At 75.7% G+C, this 16,327-nt stretch carries 12 protein-coding genes and 1 tRNA gene; 1 reads left to right on the plus strand and 12 read right to left on the minus strand.

Translation table 11 applies throughout. The annotated features are described in order from the left end of the window. Positions 1–43 precede the first annotated feature (43 nt). The 6 genes from lysA to gabT form a co-directional block, all read right to left on the minus strand. Positions 44–1,471: a diaminopimelate decarboxylase gene (lysA, locus tag H7K62_RS13800; RefSeq protein WP_186719170.1), complete on the minus strand. Its 1,428-nt coding sequence runs from the start codon at positions 1,469–1,471 to the stop codon at positions 44–46. After that, entirely contained in the window at positions 1,468–3,144 is a 1,677-nt protein-coding gene (argS, locus tag H7K62_RS13805; RefSeq protein ID WP_186719172.1) for an arginine--tRNA ligase, read from the minus strand. The genes lysA and argS overlap by 4 nt, the downstream gene beginning before the upstream one ends. A gap of 9 nt (positions 3,145–3,153) precedes the next feature. Further along, the gene (locus H7K62_RS13810) at positions 3,154–3,579 is read right to left on the minus strand and encodes a response regulator (protein WP_222437575.1); all 426 of its coding nucleotides are present in this window, start codon (positions 3,577–3,579) and stop codon (positions 3,154–3,156) included. Positions 3,580–3,663: 84 nt separating this feature from the next. Then, positions 3,664–5,166, minus strand: a complete 1,503-nt coding sequence (locus H7K62_RS13815; protein WP_222437576.1) for an NAD-dependent succinate-semialdehyde dehydrogenase — start codon at positions 5,164–5,166, stop codon at positions 3,664–3,666. Next, positions 5,163–6,428, minus strand: coding sequence for a Glu/Leu/Phe/Val family dehydrogenase (locus tag H7K62_RS13820; RefSeq protein WP_255480379.1), 1,266 nt, complete (start codon positions 6,426–6,428; stop codon positions 5,163–5,165). The genes H7K62_RS13815 and H7K62_RS13820 overlap by 4 nt, the downstream gene beginning before the upstream one ends. 47 nt (positions 6,429–6,475) lie before the next feature. Next, positions 6,476–7,888, minus strand: a complete 1,413-nt coding sequence (gene gabT, locus H7K62_RS13825) for a 4-aminobutyrate--2-oxoglutarate transaminase (RefSeq protein WP_370591772.1) — start codon at positions 7,886–7,888, stop codon at positions 6,476–6,478. Between the two features lie 213 nt (positions 7,889–8,101). Here gabT and H7K62_RS13830 point away from each other — a divergent pair, with 213 nt between their 5' ends. Next, the gene (locus H7K62_RS13830) at positions 8,102–9,037 is read left to right on the plus strand and encodes a LysR family transcriptional regulator (RefSeq protein ID WP_186719178.1); all 936 of its coding nucleotides are present in this window, start codon (positions 8,102–8,104) and stop codon (positions 9,035–9,037) included. 90 nt (positions 9,038–9,127) lie between these two features. On the opposite strand, the gene H7K62_RS13835 is transcribed toward H7K62_RS13830, so the two are convergent. The 6 genes from H7K62_RS13835 to H7K62_RS13860 form a co-directional block, all read right to left on the minus strand. Next, positions 9,128–10,519: an NAD-dependent succinate-semialdehyde dehydrogenase gene (locus H7K62_RS13835; RefSeq protein ID WP_186719180.1), complete on the minus strand. Its 1,392-nt coding sequence runs from the start codon at positions 10,517–10,519 to the stop codon at positions 9,128–9,130. Then, on the minus strand, positions 10,516–12,090 hold the full coding sequence (locus tag H7K62_RS13840; RefSeq protein WP_186719182.1) for an APC family permease: 1,575 nt from the start codon (positions 12,088–12,090) through the stop codon (positions 10,516–10,518). The genes H7K62_RS13835 and H7K62_RS13840 overlap by 4 nt, the downstream gene beginning before the upstream one ends. Continuing rightward, the gene (locus H7K62_RS13845) at positions 12,087–13,034 is read right to left on the minus strand and encodes a universal stress protein (protein WP_186719184.1); all 948 of its coding nucleotides are present in this window, start codon (positions 13,032–13,034) and stop codon (positions 12,087–12,089) included. The genes H7K62_RS13840 and H7K62_RS13845 overlap by 4 nt, the downstream gene beginning before the upstream one ends. A 20-nt stretch (positions 13,035–13,054) precedes the next feature. Next, a complete protein-coding gene (locus H7K62_RS13850; protein WP_186719186.1) occupies positions 13,055–14,473 on the minus strand; it encodes a flavin monoamine oxidase family protein in 1,419 nt (472 codons plus the stop codon). Between the two features lie 298 nt (positions 14,474–14,771). Then, positions 14,772–14,843, minus strand: a tRNA-Arg gene (locus H7K62_RS13855). Positions 14,844–14,904: 61 nt separating this feature from the next. Beyond that, a partial coding sequence (locus tag H7K62_RS13860) for a M15 family metallopeptidase (RefSeq protein ID WP_186719189.1) occupies positions 14,905–16,327 on the minus strand: 1,423 nt, incomplete at its 5' end.

Here is a 16,327-nt window from a genome sequence, read left to right on the forward strand (position 1 = left end):
AGGTGCGCCCGGCTCAGCGCTCGCGCGCCCCGCGGACGCGACGTCAGCCGACGTCGAGCGCCAGCAGGTCCTCCTCGGTCTCGCGGCGCACCAGCAGGCGGCTCTCGCCGTCCTTCACGGCCACCACCGGCGGGCGGGGCACGTGGTTGTACTGGCTGGCCATGCTGTGGCAGTACGCGCCGGTGGCGGGCACCACGAGCAGGTCCCCCGCGGTGAGGTCCTCGGGCAGGAACTCGTCCTTGACCACCACGTCACCGCTCTCGCAGTGCTTGCCGACCACGCGGCTCAGCACGGGCCGCTCCCCGGAGCGGCGGCCGCCGAGCGTGGCGGAGTAGTCGGCGTCGTAGAGGGCGGTGCGGATGTTGTCGCTCATCCCGCCGTCCACGGCCACGTAGCGCCGGTGGAGGTCAGTCCCAGCAGAGCCCAGGGCGACGTCCTTCACGTTCCCGACGCGGTACAGCGTCACGCCGGCCGGGCCGGCGATCGCGCGGCCGGGCTCCACGGAGACCTTGGGCACGGCCACGCCGAGCTGCGCGCACGCGGCGGTGACCACCTCGGCCAAGCCGCGCGCCAGGTCCGCGGGGCTCAGCGGCGCGTCCTGGGTGGTGTAGGCGATGCCGAAGCCGCCGCCCAGGTCGATCTCGGGCAGCTCCACGCCGTGCTCGGCGAGCACCTGGGCGTGCAGGCCCAGCAGGCGGCGCGCGGCCACCTCGAAGCCGGAGACGTCGAAGATCTGGCTGCCGATGTGGCTGTGCAGCCCGCGCAGCTCCAGCTCGGGGCGGGCGAGCACGCGGCGGACCGCCTCCGCGGCCTGGCCGGACGCCAGGGAGAGCCCGAACTTCTGGTCCTCGTGGGCGGTGGCGATGTAGTCGTGCGTGTGGGCCTCGACGCCGACGGTGGTGCGGATGAGCACGCCCTGCCGCACGCCGGCCTCGCGGGCGGCGTCAGCGGTCCTGTCGATGTCGTGGAAGCCGTCGACGACGACCTTCCCCACGCCCGCCCGCACGGCGCGGGTGATCTCGGCGTCGGACTTGTTGTTGCCGTGCAGCAGCACGTGCGCCGGGTCGGTGCCCCCGCGCAGCGCCACCGCCAGCTCCCCGCCCGTGCACGCGTCGTAGCGCAGTCCGTCCTCGGCGAGCCAGCGCGCCACCGCGGTGCACGTGAAGGCCTTCGCGGCGTAGTAGACGTCGGCGCCGCCGCACGCGTCGGCGAACGCCTCGGCGAAGGCGTCGCGGAACGCGGTGGCGCGGGCGCGGAAGTCCGCCTCGTCCACCACGTAGGCGGGGGTGCCGTGCTGGGCGGCGAGCTCGGTGACCGGCACGCCACCGACGCTCACGACGCCGTCGGCGCCGCGCCGCGCGGTGCTCGGCCACAGGGCGGGCAGGAGGTCGTTCGGGTCGTCAGGCTCGCTCAGCCACCCCGGGCCGCCCAGCCCAGCGGCGTGCTGCGGCCCAGCCGGGTGCGCCCTCACATCCGCTCCGGGGCCGAGACGCCGAGCAGGGCGAGGCCGTTGGCCAGGACCGTGCGGGTGGCGTCGTTGAGCCACAGGCGGGTGCGGTGGACGTCGGTGACGGCCTCCTCGCCCATCGGCGTCACGCGGCGCTCGTCGTACCACTTGTGGTAGCTGCCGGCGAGGGCCTCCAGGTAGCGGGCCACCCGGTGCGGCTCGCGCAGCTCGGCCGCCTGCGCCACCACGCGGGGGAAGTCGCCGAGGGCCGCCAGCAGCGCGGACTCCGTGGCGTGGTCGAGCAGCGACGGGTCGAACCCGTCCTCGGTGCGCACGCCCAGGTCGCGGGCGTTGCGGCCCACCCCGGAGGTGCGGGCGTGGGCGTACTGCACGTAGAAGACGGGGTTGTCGTTGGTGCGCTTGACCAGCAGGTCGAGGTCGACGTCGATCTGGGAGTCGACGCTGGAGCGCACCAGGGCGTAGCGGGCGGCGTCCACGCCGACCGCCTCGACGAGGTCCTCCATGGTCACCACGGTGCCGGCGCGCTTGCTCATGCGGACCGGCACGCCGTCGCGCACGAGGTTGACCATCTGGCCGATGAGCACCTCGACCACGTCGGGGTCGTCGCCGAAGGCCGCGGCGGCGGCCTTGAGGCGGGCCACGTAGCCGTGGTGGTCGGCACCGAGCAGGTAGATGCACAGGTCGAAGCCGCGGGCGCGCTTGTCGCGCAGGTAGGCCAGGTCACCGGCCACGTAGGCGGGGTTGCCGTCGGACTTGATGACCACGCGGTCCTTGTCGTCGCCGAACTCCGTGGAGCGCAGCCACCAGGCGCCGTCATCCTCGAAGAGCCGGCCGGAGTCCTTCAGCTGCTGCACCACGGTGCCCACGGCACCGGAGGTGTGGAGCGAGTCCTCGTGGAAGTAGACGTCGAAGTCGACCCGGAAGTCGTGGAGGCTGCGCTTGACCTCGTCGAACATCAGCGCCACGCCACGGGCGCGGAAGGCCTCCAGCGCCTCCGCCTCGGGCAGGGTGCTCGGGTCCGGCTCACCGGCGGCGAGCGCGTCGCGGACGATCGTGGAGGCGATCTCCTCGATGTAGTCGCCCCCGTAGCCGTCCTCGGGGGCCTCCTGGCCGAGCGCGCGCGCCAGCAGCGACCGGGCGAACCTGTCGATCTGGGCGCCGTGGTCGTTGAAGTAGTACTCGCGGGTGACGTCGGCGCCGACGGCCTCCAGCACGCGGGCCAGGGAGTCTCCGACGGCGGCCCAGCGGGTGCCGCCCAGGTGCACCGGGCCGGTGGGGTTGGCGGAGACGAACTCGAGGTTGACCTTCCGCCCGACCAGGCCGTCGGTGCGGCCGAACGCGGAGCCCGCCTCCACGACGGTGCGGGCGAGCTCACCGGCCGCGGCGGCGTCGAGGACGACGTTGAGGAAGCCCGGGCCGGCCACGTCCACGCTCTTCACCCCGGCGACGCCGGACAGGCGGGCGGCCAGCACCTCGGCCACCGTCCGCGGGGGCACGCCGGCGGGCTTGGACAGCTGCAGCGCCACGGAGGTGGCCCAGTCGCCGTGGTCGCGGTTGCGCGGCCGCTCCACCTTGACGGCCTGCGGGACGGCGCCCGCCGGGAGGCTCAGCTCACCGGCGTCGACGGCGGCGGTGAGGCAGGCGCGGATGGCTGCCGACAGCTCCTCGGGGGTCACTCCCCCAGGCTACTGGCGGGAGGCGGCGGCCCCGGCCGGGCTGGCGCTGCGCGGCGGCCTGCCGGCGGCGGCGAGGTCCTCGACCACCTCCACGAGGGCGGTGGGCTCGAAGGGCTTGGCCACCAGCGCGTCCACGCCCACCTGGACCGCCCGCGCGCGCTGGTGCGCCTGCACGCTGGCCGTAACCATGACCACGGGGATGTCGGCCAGGGCGGGGTCGCGGCGGATCTCCGCGACGGCGCTCCACCCGTCCCGCGGCTCCATGACGGCGTCCATGGTCACCACGTCCGGGCGCGGCGCGTCGAGGTCGCGCAGCCGCGCCAGGCACTCCTCGCCGTCCGCGGCCTCGTCCACCTCGTGGCCCTCGAGCTCGAGGTTGAGGCGGATGAGCATGCGGATCTGCGCGGTGTCGTCGACGACCAGCACCAGAGCCACGGGACCAGGGTAGGAGCGCAGCCCGGACGTCGCCCGGTGGCCGGCTGGGGGGCCGCTGTGCGGGCGCCCCAGCCGGCCGGCCCCTCACCAGGCGACCGACAGGTACTGGGTCTCGAGGAACTCCTCCACGCCGGCTCGCGCCCCTTCGCGGCCCAGGCCGGACTGCTTCATCCCGCCGAACGGCGCCGAGGGGTCCGAGACCAGGCCGCGGTTGACGCCGACCATGCCGGCCTCGACCTCCTCGGCCAGGTGCAGCGCATCGCCGAGGGGCCCGAAGACGTAGGCCGCCAGCCCCATCTCGGTGCCGTTGACGCGCGCCAGCAGCTCGCTCCACCCGGTGCCCGCGCCCCAGGAGTCGTCGAAGACGACGACGGGCGCCACCGGTCCGAACAGCTCCTCGTCCAGCACGTCGGCGTCCGCGGGCACGTCCACCAGCAGCACCGGGGCCAGGAAGTGCCCCCGCAGGCCCTCGGGGACGACGGCGCGCGCCGCCGCGCGCGCCCCCTGCGCGAGCGCGCCGTCCACCAGGGCCGCCAGACCCGCCCGCTCCCGCTCGGAGATCATCGGTCCCACCTGCGCGCCGGTGCTCGCCGGCCCGACCGTGAGCGCCTCCACGGCGGCGGCGAACCGGGCCGTGAACTCCGCAGCGACGGAGGCGTGCACGTAGAAGCGGTTGGCCGCGGTGCAGGCCTGGCCACCGCCGCGGAACTTGGCGGTCATGGCCCCGGCCACGGCTGCCTCGACGTCGGCGCCGGGCAGCACGACGAACGGGGCGTTCCCGCCCAGCTCCATCGAGGTGGTCAGCACGCGGTCAGCGGCCTGGCGCAGCAGCAGGCGCCCCACCCCGGTGGAGCCGGTGAAGGAGACCTTGCGCACGCGCTCGTCCGCCAGCCAGGTGGAGACCACGGCGCCGGCGTCCGTGGTGGGCACGAGGTTGACCACGCCGTCGGGCACGCCGGCCTCGGCGAGCAGGCGCACCACGGCCACGGCCGTCAGGGGCGTCTGCGCCGCGGGTTTGAGGACCACCGTGCAGCCCGCCGCCAGCGCCGGGGCGATCTTGCGGGCGGCCATGGCGGCGGGGAAGTTCCACGGCGTCACCAGGGCCGCCACGCCCACGGGCCGGTGGGTGACCACGGTGCGGGTGCCGCCGGCCGGGGAGCTGCCGAAGTCCCCGTGGGGGCGCACGGCCTCCTCGGCGTACCAGCGGAAGAACTCCGCGGAGTAGAGGACCTCCCCTCGGGCGTCGGCCAGGGACTTGCCGTTCTCGGCGCTGACCAGCGCGGCCAGGCGGTCGGCGTCGCGGACGAGCAGCTCGAAGGCGCGCCGCAGCACCTCGGCGCGCTCGCGCGGCGGGGTGCGCCGCCAGCCCTCGAAGGCCGCGGCAGCGGCGTCGACGGCGGCGGTGGCGTCGGCCGCGGTGCCGTCGGCGACGTGCGCGAGCACCTCCAGGGTGGCCGGGTCCTCCACGGCGAAGGTCCCCCCGCCGGGCAGGGCGCGGCCGCCGACGACCACGGCGCGGGCCGGGTCGAGCTCGGCGAGCAGCAGCGCCAGGTCGGTGGAGCCGGCAGCGGGTGCGGTGGTGGTCACGGGTAGAGCCCCCTCTGGGTGTGCGCCTGCGCGACGCGCTGGACGGCGAGGCTGGTGGCGGCGGCGCGCAGGTCCACGCCGTGCCGCTGGGACTGGGCGAGCACCTGCTGCCAGGCGGAGGTCATGCGGTCGGCCAGGCGGGCCTCCACCTCGGCCTCCGACCACCAGTACGCCTGGTTGGCCTGCACCCACTCGAAGTAGCTGACGATCACACCGCCGGCGTTGGCCAGGATGTCCGGCACCACGAGCACCCCGCGCCGGGCGAGGGACGCGTCAGCGGCCGCCGTGGTGGGCCCGTTGGCGCCCTCGACCACCAGCCGGGCCCGCACCCCGTCGGCGTTGCCCTCGTGGAGCACGCCCTCGACGGCGGCGGGCACGAGCAGGTCGACGTCGGCGGTGAGCAGCTCCTCACCGGGCAGCGGAACACCGCCCCAGAACCCCACCACCGAGCCGGTGGCGTCCGCGTGCGACTCGAGGGCCGCGACGTCCAGCCCCGCTCCCGCGTCCGACGGCGGCGCCTCGACGGCGCCGTACTGGTCGCTGACAGCGCGCACCGCCACGCCGGCCTCGGCCAGGAAGCGCGCGGTGCCGCGCCCGACCTTGCCGAAGCCCTGCACTGCGGCGGTGGAGCCTTGGGGGTCGAGGCCGAGGTGGCGCAGGGCGGCCAGCGCCACGTGGACGACGCCGCGGGAGGTGGCAGAGGCCCTTCCCCTGGACCCGCCGAGCGAGATCGGCTTGCCGGTCACCACGCCCAGCACGGTGTGGCCCGCGCCGACGGAGTAGGTGTCCATCATCCAGGCCATCGTCTGCTCGTCGGTGCCGACGTCGGGGGCGGGGATGTCCTGCGTCGGGCCGATGAGCGGGGAGATCTCGCTGGTGAACCGGCGGGTGACGCGCTCGAGCTCCGCGGCGGAGTACTGGCGCGGGTCGATGCAAACGCCGCCCTTGGCCCCGCCGTAGGGGACGTCGAGCAGGGCGCACTTCCACGTCATCCACATCGCCAGGGCGCGCACCTCGTCGAGGTCCACGCGCGGGCTGAAGCGGACGCCGCCCTTGCCCGGCCCGCGGGAGTAGTTGTGCTGCACGCGGTGACCGGTGAGCACCTCCACGGTGCCGTCGTCGCGGCGCAGCGGGATGCTGACGCTCACCTCGCGGCGCGGCACCGACAGCAGGTCGTAGGTGCCGCGGTCGTAGCCGAGCAGCTCCACGGCCGCGGCCAGCTGCGCGCGGGCGTCGGCCAGGGTGGCCGCGCCCCCCGTCAGCGCAGCGGGCTGCTGCGCCCCGGCCGCACACCGGTCGGCGACGGCGGTCACCGGGCGCCCGTCGTCGTCGCCGTCGCCGTCGCCGTCGTCGTCGCCGTCGCCGCGAAGGCGGCGTCGAGGACGTCGAAGGCGTCGTGCAGGAGCTCGTCGCTGGTGCTCAGCGGCGGCAGGAAGCGCAGCACGTTCCCGTGGGTGCCGCAGGTCAGCACGATGACGCCCTGGGCCTTGGCGGCGCCGGCCACCGCCGCGGCCAGCGCCGGGTCGGGGGTGAGGCCGTCGGCCCCGACCAGCTCCACCGCGAGCATCGCGCCGCGCCCGCGGACGTCGCCGACGCGGCTGTCGCGGGCGGCCAGCGCGTGCAGGCGGCCCTTGACCAGCGCCTCCACGTCGCGGGCGCGCTGCAGCAGCCCGTCGCGCTCGACGGCGTCCAGGGCCGCCAGCGCGGCGGCGCAGGCGACGGGGTTGCCGCCGTAGGTGCCGCCGAGGCCGCCGGTGTGCACGGCGTCGACCAGCTCCGCACGGCCGGTGACGGCCGACAGCGGCATCCCGCCGGCCACGCCCTTGGCCACCACCACGAGGTCGGGGACCACGCCCTCGGCCTCGCAGGCGAACCAATCACCGGTGCGACCGACACCGGTCTGCACCTCGTCGGCCACGAACAGCGCGCCGTTCTCGCGGCACCAGGCGGCCAGCGCGGGCAGGAAGCCGGGGGCGGGCTCGATGAAGCCGCCCTCGCCCTGGACGGGCTCGATGACGACGCAGGCGACCTGGTCCGCCCCGACCTGCTTCTCCACCACGTCGATGGCGCGGCGGGCGGCCTCGGCGCCGGACAGGCCGCCGTCGCGGAAGGGGTAGCTCAGCGGGGCGCGGTAGACCTCACCCGCGAACGGCCCGAAGCCGGACTTGTACGGCATCGCCTTGGCGGTCATGGCCATCGTGAGGTTGGTGCGGCCGTGGTAGGCGTGGTCGAAGACGACGACCGCGTCGCGCCCGGTGGCGTGGCGGGCGATCTTCACGGCGTTCTCGACGGCCTCGGCGCCGGAGTTGAACAGCGCCGTCTTCTTCGCGTGGTCACCGGGGGTGACCTCGTTGAGCTTCTCGGCCACGGCCACGTACGGCTCGTACGGGGTGACCATGAAGCAGGTGTGGGTGAAGGCCGCCACCTGCTCCTGGACGGCGGCCACCACGGCCGGGTGGCTCGCACCGACGGTGGTGACGGCGATACCGGAGCCCAGGTCGATGAAGCGGTTGCCGTCGACGTCCTCGACGATCCCGCCGCCGGCGCGCGCGGCGAAGACGGGCACGGTGGTGCCGACGCCGCCGGCGACGGCGGAGGTCTTGCGGGCCATGAGCTCGCGCGAGCGGGGGCCGGGCAGCTCGGTGGCCAGGTGGCGCGACTGCGGCAGCTCGCCCGGCTGGGCGGCGGTGGTCAGGGAGGTGCGGTCGGCCAGCTGGGTCACGGGGCTCTCCTCGTCGACGTCGGTCGAGGTCCGTCGCATCACGGAGGGGACGGGCGCCGAGCGGGGCGCTCGGCGTGCTGCGGCCAGCGTGGAGCCGCGTCGCTCATGCCGTCCAATGCCGATCTCGCCGCTCGCCCATGCCCACGGGGCATGCGAGTGGGGTGGTGGCACCGGCCTGGACGCGGTACCCCGCCCTCTGGCAGAACAGCGGGCGTGGAGCTGCGCACCCTGGGGTACTTCGTCGCCACCGCGGACGCGGGGACGGTCAGCGCCGCCGCCGAGCGCGTGCACGTCACCCAGCCGTCGCTGTCCCGCCAGCTGCGCGCCCTCGAGCGGGAGCTGGGGGTCGACCTCTTCGAGCGCGGGCAGCGCCGCCTGGAGCTGTCCCCCGCCGGGCGCGCCCTCCTCCCCCGCGCCCGGGCGCTGCTCGACGACGCCGAGGCCCTGCGTCGTGCCGCGCGCGTCCACGCGCGCGGCGCGCTGGAGCGGGTGACGGTCGCGGCGCCCGCCACCACGCTCACCGACGTCGTCTCACCGTTCCTCACCACGCTCGCCCCGGAGGACCCGGTGCCCTCGGTGCACGAGACCGACGGCGCGTCCGCCCAGGAGGCGCTGCGCGCCGGGGCGGACCTCGTCATCGTGGCCGGGCGCCCGCCGCAGCCGCTCGCCTCGCGCGCGCTGCCGCCGCTGCCCGTCTGGGCCTACCTCCCCGCCGACCACCCCTGGGCGGGGCGGGAGTGCGTGGACCTGGCGGCGCTGGCCGAGCAGCCGCTCGTCGTCCTGCCCGCCCCCCACCCGGCCCGGCGCGTGCTGGACGCCGCGCTCACCACGGCCGGGCTCGACGCGCCGCGGCTGCTGGAGGCGAGCAACGGCACGGTGGCGCAGGCGCTGTGCGCCGCGGGACGCGGGGTGGCGGTGGTCTCCGACGACCCGCGCTTCGGGCTGGCGCGGGTGGCCGTCTGGCTCGACGGCGGCAGTGACGCCCACGGTGACGCCGATGGGGACGCCGATGGGGACGCCGATGGGGACGACGACGTGCTGCGCGTGCGGCTGCACTGCGCCTGGGACCCGCGCCACCCGGCCGCGGATGTGCTGGCGGAGCTGGCCGGACGCATCGGCGACTTCGTCGTCGCCCGCTACCCCTCGTGATCATGGGCGTCGTGCACACACCCCGCCGTGATCATGGGCGTCGTGCGCAGCAGGTGCGCACGACGCCCATGATCACGGACGGTGGGTGGGTCAGCCGGCGACGCGGATGAGCTTCTTGTTGACGAACTCGTCAGCGGCCAGCGTGCCCATCTCCCGGGACGTGCCGCTGCGCTTCACGCCGCCGAACGGCAGCTCGGGACCGTCGGCGAGCACGCAGTTCACGAACACCATGCCCGCCTCGATCTTGTCGGCCACCCGCTCGGCCTGCGCTGCGTCGGTGGTGAAGACGTAGGAGCCCAGGCCGTAGGCGGTGTCGTTGGCGAGCTCCACGGCGTCGTCCTCGTCGGCGACGCGGTACACCACGGCCACCGGGCCGAAGAGCTCCTCGGAGTAGGCGGGGTTGCCGGGCACCACGTCGGTGAGCACGGTCGGGGCGTAGAAGGCGCCGTCACGGGTGCCGCCGGTGACCAGGGTCGCCCCGGCCGCCACGGCGCGGTCCACCTGGTCGGCCAGGCGCTCGGCGGCCGCCAGCGAGCTCAGCGGGCCCAGGTCGGTGCCGTCGGCGAACGGGTCCCCCGTGGTCGCCGCGGCCATCTTCGCGGTGAGCTTCTCGACGAACGGCTCGTAGAGGTCGTCCACCACGATGAACCGCTTGGCGGCGTTGCAGGACTGGCCGGTGTTGTCCAGGCGCGCGGCCACCGCGGACTCCACCACGGAGTCGAGGTCGTCGGTGGACAGCAGCACGAACGGGTCGGAGCCGCCCAGCTCGAGGGCGACCTTCTTGAGGTGGCGCCCGGCGATCTCGGCCACGGCAGCGCCGGCGCGCTCGGAGCCGGTCAGCGAGACCCCGGCGACGCGCGGGTCGCCGATGACCGCGGCGGCCTGGTCGTTGGACAGGCGCACGTTGACGTAGGCGCCGTGCGGGACGCCGAGCTCGGCCCCGGCGTCGTCGAAGGCCTTCTGGATCAGCTCGGCCGAGACCGGGCACTGCGGGGCGTGCTTGAGGAGGATCGTGTTGCCCACCACGAGGTTCGGGCCGGCGAACCGGGCGACCTGGTAGTAGGGGAAGTTCCACGGCATGATCCCGAGCAGCGGGCCCAGCGAGGCGCGGCGCACCACGGCGGTGCCCTCACCGGACAGCAGGTCGATGGGCTGGTCGGCGGTGAGCTGCTCGGCGCGGTCGGCGTAGTACTCGTAGATGTCCGCGGCGAAGTCGACCTCGCCGAGCGCGGCCTCCTTGGGCTTGCCCATCTCGCGCACGATCGCGTCGGCGAGCTCCTCGCGGCGCTCCCGGTGCAGCGCGGCGACGCGGCGCACCAGCTCGCCGCGCTGAGCGGCGGTGGCCGAGCGCGACCAGCCGCGGTGCGCGTCGGTGGCGGCGGCGATGGCCGCCTCGACCTCGGCGTCGGTGGCGGTCGGGTAGGAGTCCAGCTCCTCGCCGGTGGCGGGGTTGACGACCCGGTACTCGCTGGCGGTGCTCATGCGTGCTCCCTGTCGGTTCGGTCTGGGCTGAGGTCTGGGCTGAGGGGTGAGCGGAGGTCCGCGGTGCTGTCGCTGCGGCGCAGCGTCTCAGAGCGGAAGAAGGCGGGTGACACCAGGCGCTGCGCGACCATGAGGACGGCGCCCGCGCCGATCACGCCGACCCCCAGGACGAAGACGAGCCCCACCCCGCCGACGGAGGAGCCGCTGCCGTAGTCGGGATCGGTGCTGTCCACCAGGGTGGTCACGAACAGCGCGGCCAGCACGACGCCGCCGACCAGCGGGCAGACCAGCGTCAGCAGCGCCGACCGCACCGAGGTCCACCACTGCCGCCGGAAGTACCAGACGCAGGCGAAGGCCGTGGTGCCGTAGTAGAAGCAGATCATCATGCCCAGCGCGGTGATGGTGTCCCACAGGACGTTCTCGCTGACCACCCGCATCACGGCGTAGAAGGCGGAGGCGACCACCGCGGCGGCCACCGTCGCGTTGCCGGGTGTGAAGAAGCGCGGGTGGACGCGCGCGAACCACGCCGGCAGCGCGCCGTAGTGGCCCATCGCGAGCAGCGTGCGGGCCGGTGAGACGAACGTCGACTGCAGCGAGGACGCCGAGCTGGTGAGCACCGCCAGCGACACCAGCGCCGCCAGCGGCCCGAGCACCGGACCGGCGAGGGCGAAGAAGGCGTTGTCCTGGATCTCGGGGTTGCCCAGGCCGTGCCCGCTCTCCCCGGTGCCGGCGAACGCCAGCAGCGAGACCGCCAGCAGCAGGTACACGCTGAGGATGACCACCACGGTCGCCGTGGCGGCCCGGCCCGGCGTGCGGTCGGGGTCCTTCGTCTCCTCGTTCATGGTCAGGGTGACGTCCCAGCCCCAGAAGATGAAGATCGACAGGGACAGCCCCGCGGCGAGCGCGGCGGTGCTCGGCACGGCGGTGGGGTCGAACCACTCCGGCGACGGCGTCGCGCTGCCCGCCTCGCCGGTGGTCGCCCGGTAGAGCGCCACGCCCGCGAACAGCACCAGCACGAGCAGCTGGAACCCCACCAGGGCGTACTGCACCCGCTGCGTGGTCTGCATGTCGCGGTAGGCGACCGCGGTCGCCGCGGCCATGAACGCCAGGCAGACCAGCACGTTGACGACGGCGTTCGAGGCGAGGTCGGCCAGCCCCGCGTTCCCGGTGAGCTGCGCGAGCAGCAGGAAGAGGAAGTCCACGGCGATGCCGGCGAGGTTGGACAGCACCAGCACGGTCGCGGCCACCAGGCCCCAGCCCGCCATCCACCCGACCCACGGCCCGAAGGCCCGGGTGGCCCAGGTGAAGGTGGTGCCGGAGTCGGGCATCGCGCGGTTCAGCTCGCGGTACCCCAGCGCCACCAGCAGCATCGGCACGAAGCCCACGAGCACGAGCGCCGGGACCTGGTACCCGACCTCGGAGACGGTCGGGCCGAGGGCCGCGGTCATCGTGTAGGCGGGCGCGATGCACGACAGCCCGATGACCACCGCGCCGACCAGGCCGACGGTCCCGGCGCCCAGGCCCTTGCTGGACAGGTCTCCGGTGGGTCGCTCGGCCTGCTGGGCGCTCACGGACGGCCTCCCTGGGGGCGGGTGCGGGGGACGACGACGACGGGGACGGGCACCGCGCGCAGCAGCCTGGCGGCCGTGGCGCCCAGGAACAAGCGGTGGGGTGCGGCGAGCCGGCTGGAGCCGACCACCACCACCTCCCCCGGCAGCCAGTCCAGGTCGCGGACGGCATCGGCGACGTCGCGCCCGCGGACGAGGAGCGCGTCGTCGACGAGCCCGTCCGGCAGGGCCGCGCGGGCCTCCTCGAGCACGCTCCGCAGGTGCGCGTCGGCCGCGTCCGCGGCGACCACGCGGTCCAGGTGCCCGGGCAGGTCGAGCACCTGCAGCGACACCAGCCGCAGCGGGGCGCCCCCGGCCCGCGCCAGGGCGAGGGCCTCCTCGAGCAGCACGTCAGCGCCGGGACGCGTGCCGACGGCGACGGTGACGCGGCTCAGCGCGGGACCTCCGTCGTCGGCGGCTCCGTCGTCGGCTCCGTCGTCGGCTCCGTCGTCGTCCTCAGCGGTCACCGGGACGACGACGACCGGCAGGTCCGCGCTGTGCAGCAGCTCGCTGGCCGCCGTGCCGACGCCGATCCGGCCGAGCCCGCGCTCGGCGCCGGACCCCACCACCACCAGCGACGCGGCCAGCTCGCGCGCGGCCTCCAGCAGCCCCTCGGCCGCCGACTCCGCCCGGCGCACGTGGCGGCCGATCGGGACCTCCGGCGGCACCAGCGCGGCAGCCTCGTCCAGCCACGCGTCGGCGCTGGAGCGCAGCAGCGCCTCGTAGCCGGCATCCGGGGGCACCACGGCGCCGCGGCCGGTGTCGGGCAGCACCATGACGAGGTGCAGCTCGCCTCCGACGGCGCGGACCAGCCGGGCAGCCGCGCGGACGGCGGCGCGGCCGGCCTCCGTGGCGGTGCACCCGACCACGGTGCGGCGCACCGGCTCGCCCACGGGACTGCTGCTCATGGGGCTGCTCACCGGACTGCTCACCGGGAGGCGCCGACGGGAGCGGGCAGCTCGGCGGCGATCCGCTCGGCCACGAGGTGCCCCATGCGGATGGCCCCGTCGACGTGCTGGTACCCGAGGCCCGCCAGGTCCGAGCACGCGAAGCTGATCGGCCCGACCGGGGTGCGCAGGTCAGGGCCGTACCGGCGCAGCCCGCCGAGGTCGAAGCTGGCGGCGTAGGCGCCGCGCGTCCACTCCTCGGCGCCCCAGTCGCTCTCGTAGTAGACGACCGGGTGCTCGGCCCGCTCGCCGTAGTAGGCGGCCAGGGAGCCCAGGACCCGCTCGCGCCGCTCCTCGGCGGACAGGGCGAAGACCTCGTCGGCCCGGGCGTCGGAGACGAAGCCGACCAGGGTGCCGCGGGGGTCGCCGTGGTTGGTGTTGTCGTAGGCCTCGTGGCACAGCTGGTGCGGGCCGAAGGCCGTGCCCGACAGCCCGTCGGCCCGCCAGAACGGCGTCTCGTACACGGCGTGCACCTTGATGACGAAGCCCATCGACAGGTGCTGGTGCATCTGCTGCTGGCGGCGCGGCAGCGGCGGGTCGAAGGTGATCCGCGGCAGCAGCACGGGCGCCAGGGCCAGCACGGCCCGGCGGGCGCGCACGACCACGCCGTCCGCCTCCGCCACCACCCGAGCGCCGTCGTCGTCGCCGTCCTCACCGGCCGACCAGCGCAGGGTGCGGACGGGCCGGCCCAGCAGCACGTCGTCACCGAGCTGCTCGGCGAGGCGCAGCGGCACCTGCTGCAACCCGCCGACCACGCGGCGGTCGAGGATGAAGTCAGGGTCCACGAGGTTCGAGAAGCTGCCGGCGCTGGCGGCCATGAGCAGGGCCTGCAGCACGGAGAAGGCGTGCGCGGGCTTGGTGAGCATGGCGCCGGCCACGAACAGCGCCACCTGCACGCGGGCCTGCTCGTCCTCGGTCTGCTCGGCGAGCCACGCCTCGAAGCTCGTCGCGTCCAGGCGCTCGGCGTCGGGGTGCTCCCACGGCCGGTCCGGGTCGACCTGCGCCACGAGCGCGTCGAGCACCTCCGTGAGGCGGCTGACCTCGGCCTCCGTGCGCGGGTCGCACGGCAGCACCTCGCCGGTGTAGCGGGTGCGCGTGCCGTCGGCGTCCACGAAGACGGAGTCGCCCTCGCGGTAGCGCGCGTGGGTCTCCAGCCCCAGCTCCTCCAGGGTCGCCAGCAGCGCCGTCTGGTCCGGCGAGACCCACTGGCCGCCGATCTCCAGCACCGCCCCGTCGACGACGTCGGTGTGCAGGCGCCCGCCCACGCGGTCGCGCGCCTCCAGCACCACGACGCGCAGGCCCGCGCGGCGCAGGTCCGTCGCCGCGGTCAGACCGGCGGCACCTGCCCCCACGACGACGACGTCGACGTCGCGGACGGTGGTCTGGTCGCTGTGCTGCACGGTGTCCTCCGCGGGGTCGGCCGCGCGCCCGCTGCGAGCGCGCCGCGCGCCGGCGCTCGCGGGGCGTCCGGGACCGGGTCCGCGGGCACCGTGCTGACGACGCCGTCGCGCACTGCCCAGCAGCGTCGTGGAGGGCGGGGAGGCGCGTCCAATGCCTGCTGGCGGCCCGGGGGATGCCTGCGAGGCATGGGGCAGGGCGGCGACCAGGCAGACGACCAGGCAGACGACCGGGCGGACGACGCCCGAGCAGACGACGGAGGCCCGGCCTGACCTCGCGGTCTGACCGGGCCTCCTGCGGTGCCCCCGGCAGGATTCGAACCTGCGCCCCCGCCTCCGGAGGGCGGTGCTCTATCCCCTGAGCTACGGGGGCAGCTGCCGCACTGCTGCGGCCTGGAGAGGATACCAGCGCGGCTGCTCGCCGCTGACGGGGCTCACTCCCCGGCCACGAACTCCCAGTGCCAGGGCTCGTAGGGGCCGCCACCGCCGCGGCGGGCCCAGGACGGGTGGTCCCAGCCGTACTTCGGGGCGTTCTCGATGAGCCAGTCGTAGTGCTCGTCGCTGTTCTGGACGCCGTCGCCGAGGTCCACGGCCAGGCCCCAGCCGTGCTCGCTGGTGCCCGGGACCGCGGCCAGGCCCGGCTTCTTGCGGCGCACCGCCACCTGCGCCGCGTACGAGCGGTAGGAGTCGGTGATGACGATGTCCTTGCCGAAGTGGTCGTGGTAGGCGAGGTTGAGCTCCGCGAAGGCGACGGCCGCGTCGGAGCGCAGCTGGTGGCCGGGGCTCCACAGGTCGCACATCTGGTCGTCGTCGAGGCGCCCGTTCCGGCTGCCGTCGGTGTCGGGGCGGACGCCGCTGCACTGGCCGACCAGCCCCTGGATCGCGGCCCGGTGGTCCGCGGCCGCCTGGTCCGCCGCGTCCTTCGCGGCCTGGAGGCGCTGGGCCTCCTGCTGCTGCTGGAGCGCCGCTGCGTCGGCGGCCGCCTTCGCGGCGCTCGCGCGGTCGGAGGCGGCCTGCACCGCGGCGTCGCGCTCGGAGGCGCGGGACAGGGACAGGGCCTCCGAGGCGCGCCCGGCGACCACGTCGGCGGCCTCCGCGAGGCTGGCGGCCGCCGCGGCCCGCGCGGTGCTCGCCCCCGCGTCCACCGTGGTGCCGGTGGCGGTGTCGGCCTCGGCGCGCAGGTGCGTGCCGACCAGCGGCGCCACGAGGGTGGCCACCCCGAGGGCGCCCACCACGGCCGCGTGCGGCAGCGCGACCCGCACGCGGCGGGGCAGCCGGTGCGCTCCGCGGCCCCGGCGGGGGGCGAACGCCTCGGTGGCGGGCTCGGCGTCGGCGGCGAGCAGCGCGTCGGCCACGGCGGCGGCCACGGGGGCCGGGGCCAGCACCACCGGGGTGATCCCGATCGCGGGGGTCCACGGGGCGCTCCGGGGGTCCGCCGCCGGGGCCGCAGGGGCCTCGGGGACCTCGAGGACGTCGGGCTGCTGGCTCCACCGCGCCGGCGCCGGCGCGGGCACGGCGGGGGCGGCGGTCTCCGGCCGGTGGCGGGCCCAGCCGACGTCGGGCAGGAGCGGGTCGGTGCGCAGGTCGAGCGCCGCCGGCGCAGCGGGCACGGCCGGCCCGGCCGGCTCGGTGGACAGCGGGACGAACGGCTCGGCGAGGAGCGCCTCGAGCTGGGCCAGCACCTCGGTGTCCGAGCGGGTGGGCAGCTCGGGAGCGGCGGGCGCCCAGGCCGCCTCGGCCGCGAACGGGAGCCTCGGCTCGGGGGCGGTCGCTGCGAGGGGGGCGGCGGAGGCGGCGGCCTGCTCGCGCAGCGCGCGGCGGCTGCCGGGGCGAGCCGGCTCGGCGGCGCGCGGCTGG

The sequence above is a fragment of the Quadrisphaera sp. RL12-1S genome (genome assembly GCF_014270065.1).
GTDB lineage: Bacteria > Actinomycetota > Actinomycetes > Actinomycetales > Quadrisphaeraceae > Quadrisphaera.

Bases quoted from the DNA above. Each gene is read 5' to 3' on its own strand.
- H7K62_RS13835 (WP_186719180.1), bottom strand. From the start codon at position 10,519: ATGAGCACCGCCAGCGAGTACCGGGTCGTCAACCCCGCCACCGGCGAG.
- H7K62_RS13845 (WP_186719184.1), bottom strand. From the start codon at position 13,034: ATGAGCAGCAGTCCCGTGGGCGAGCCGGTGCGCCGCACCGTGGTCGGG.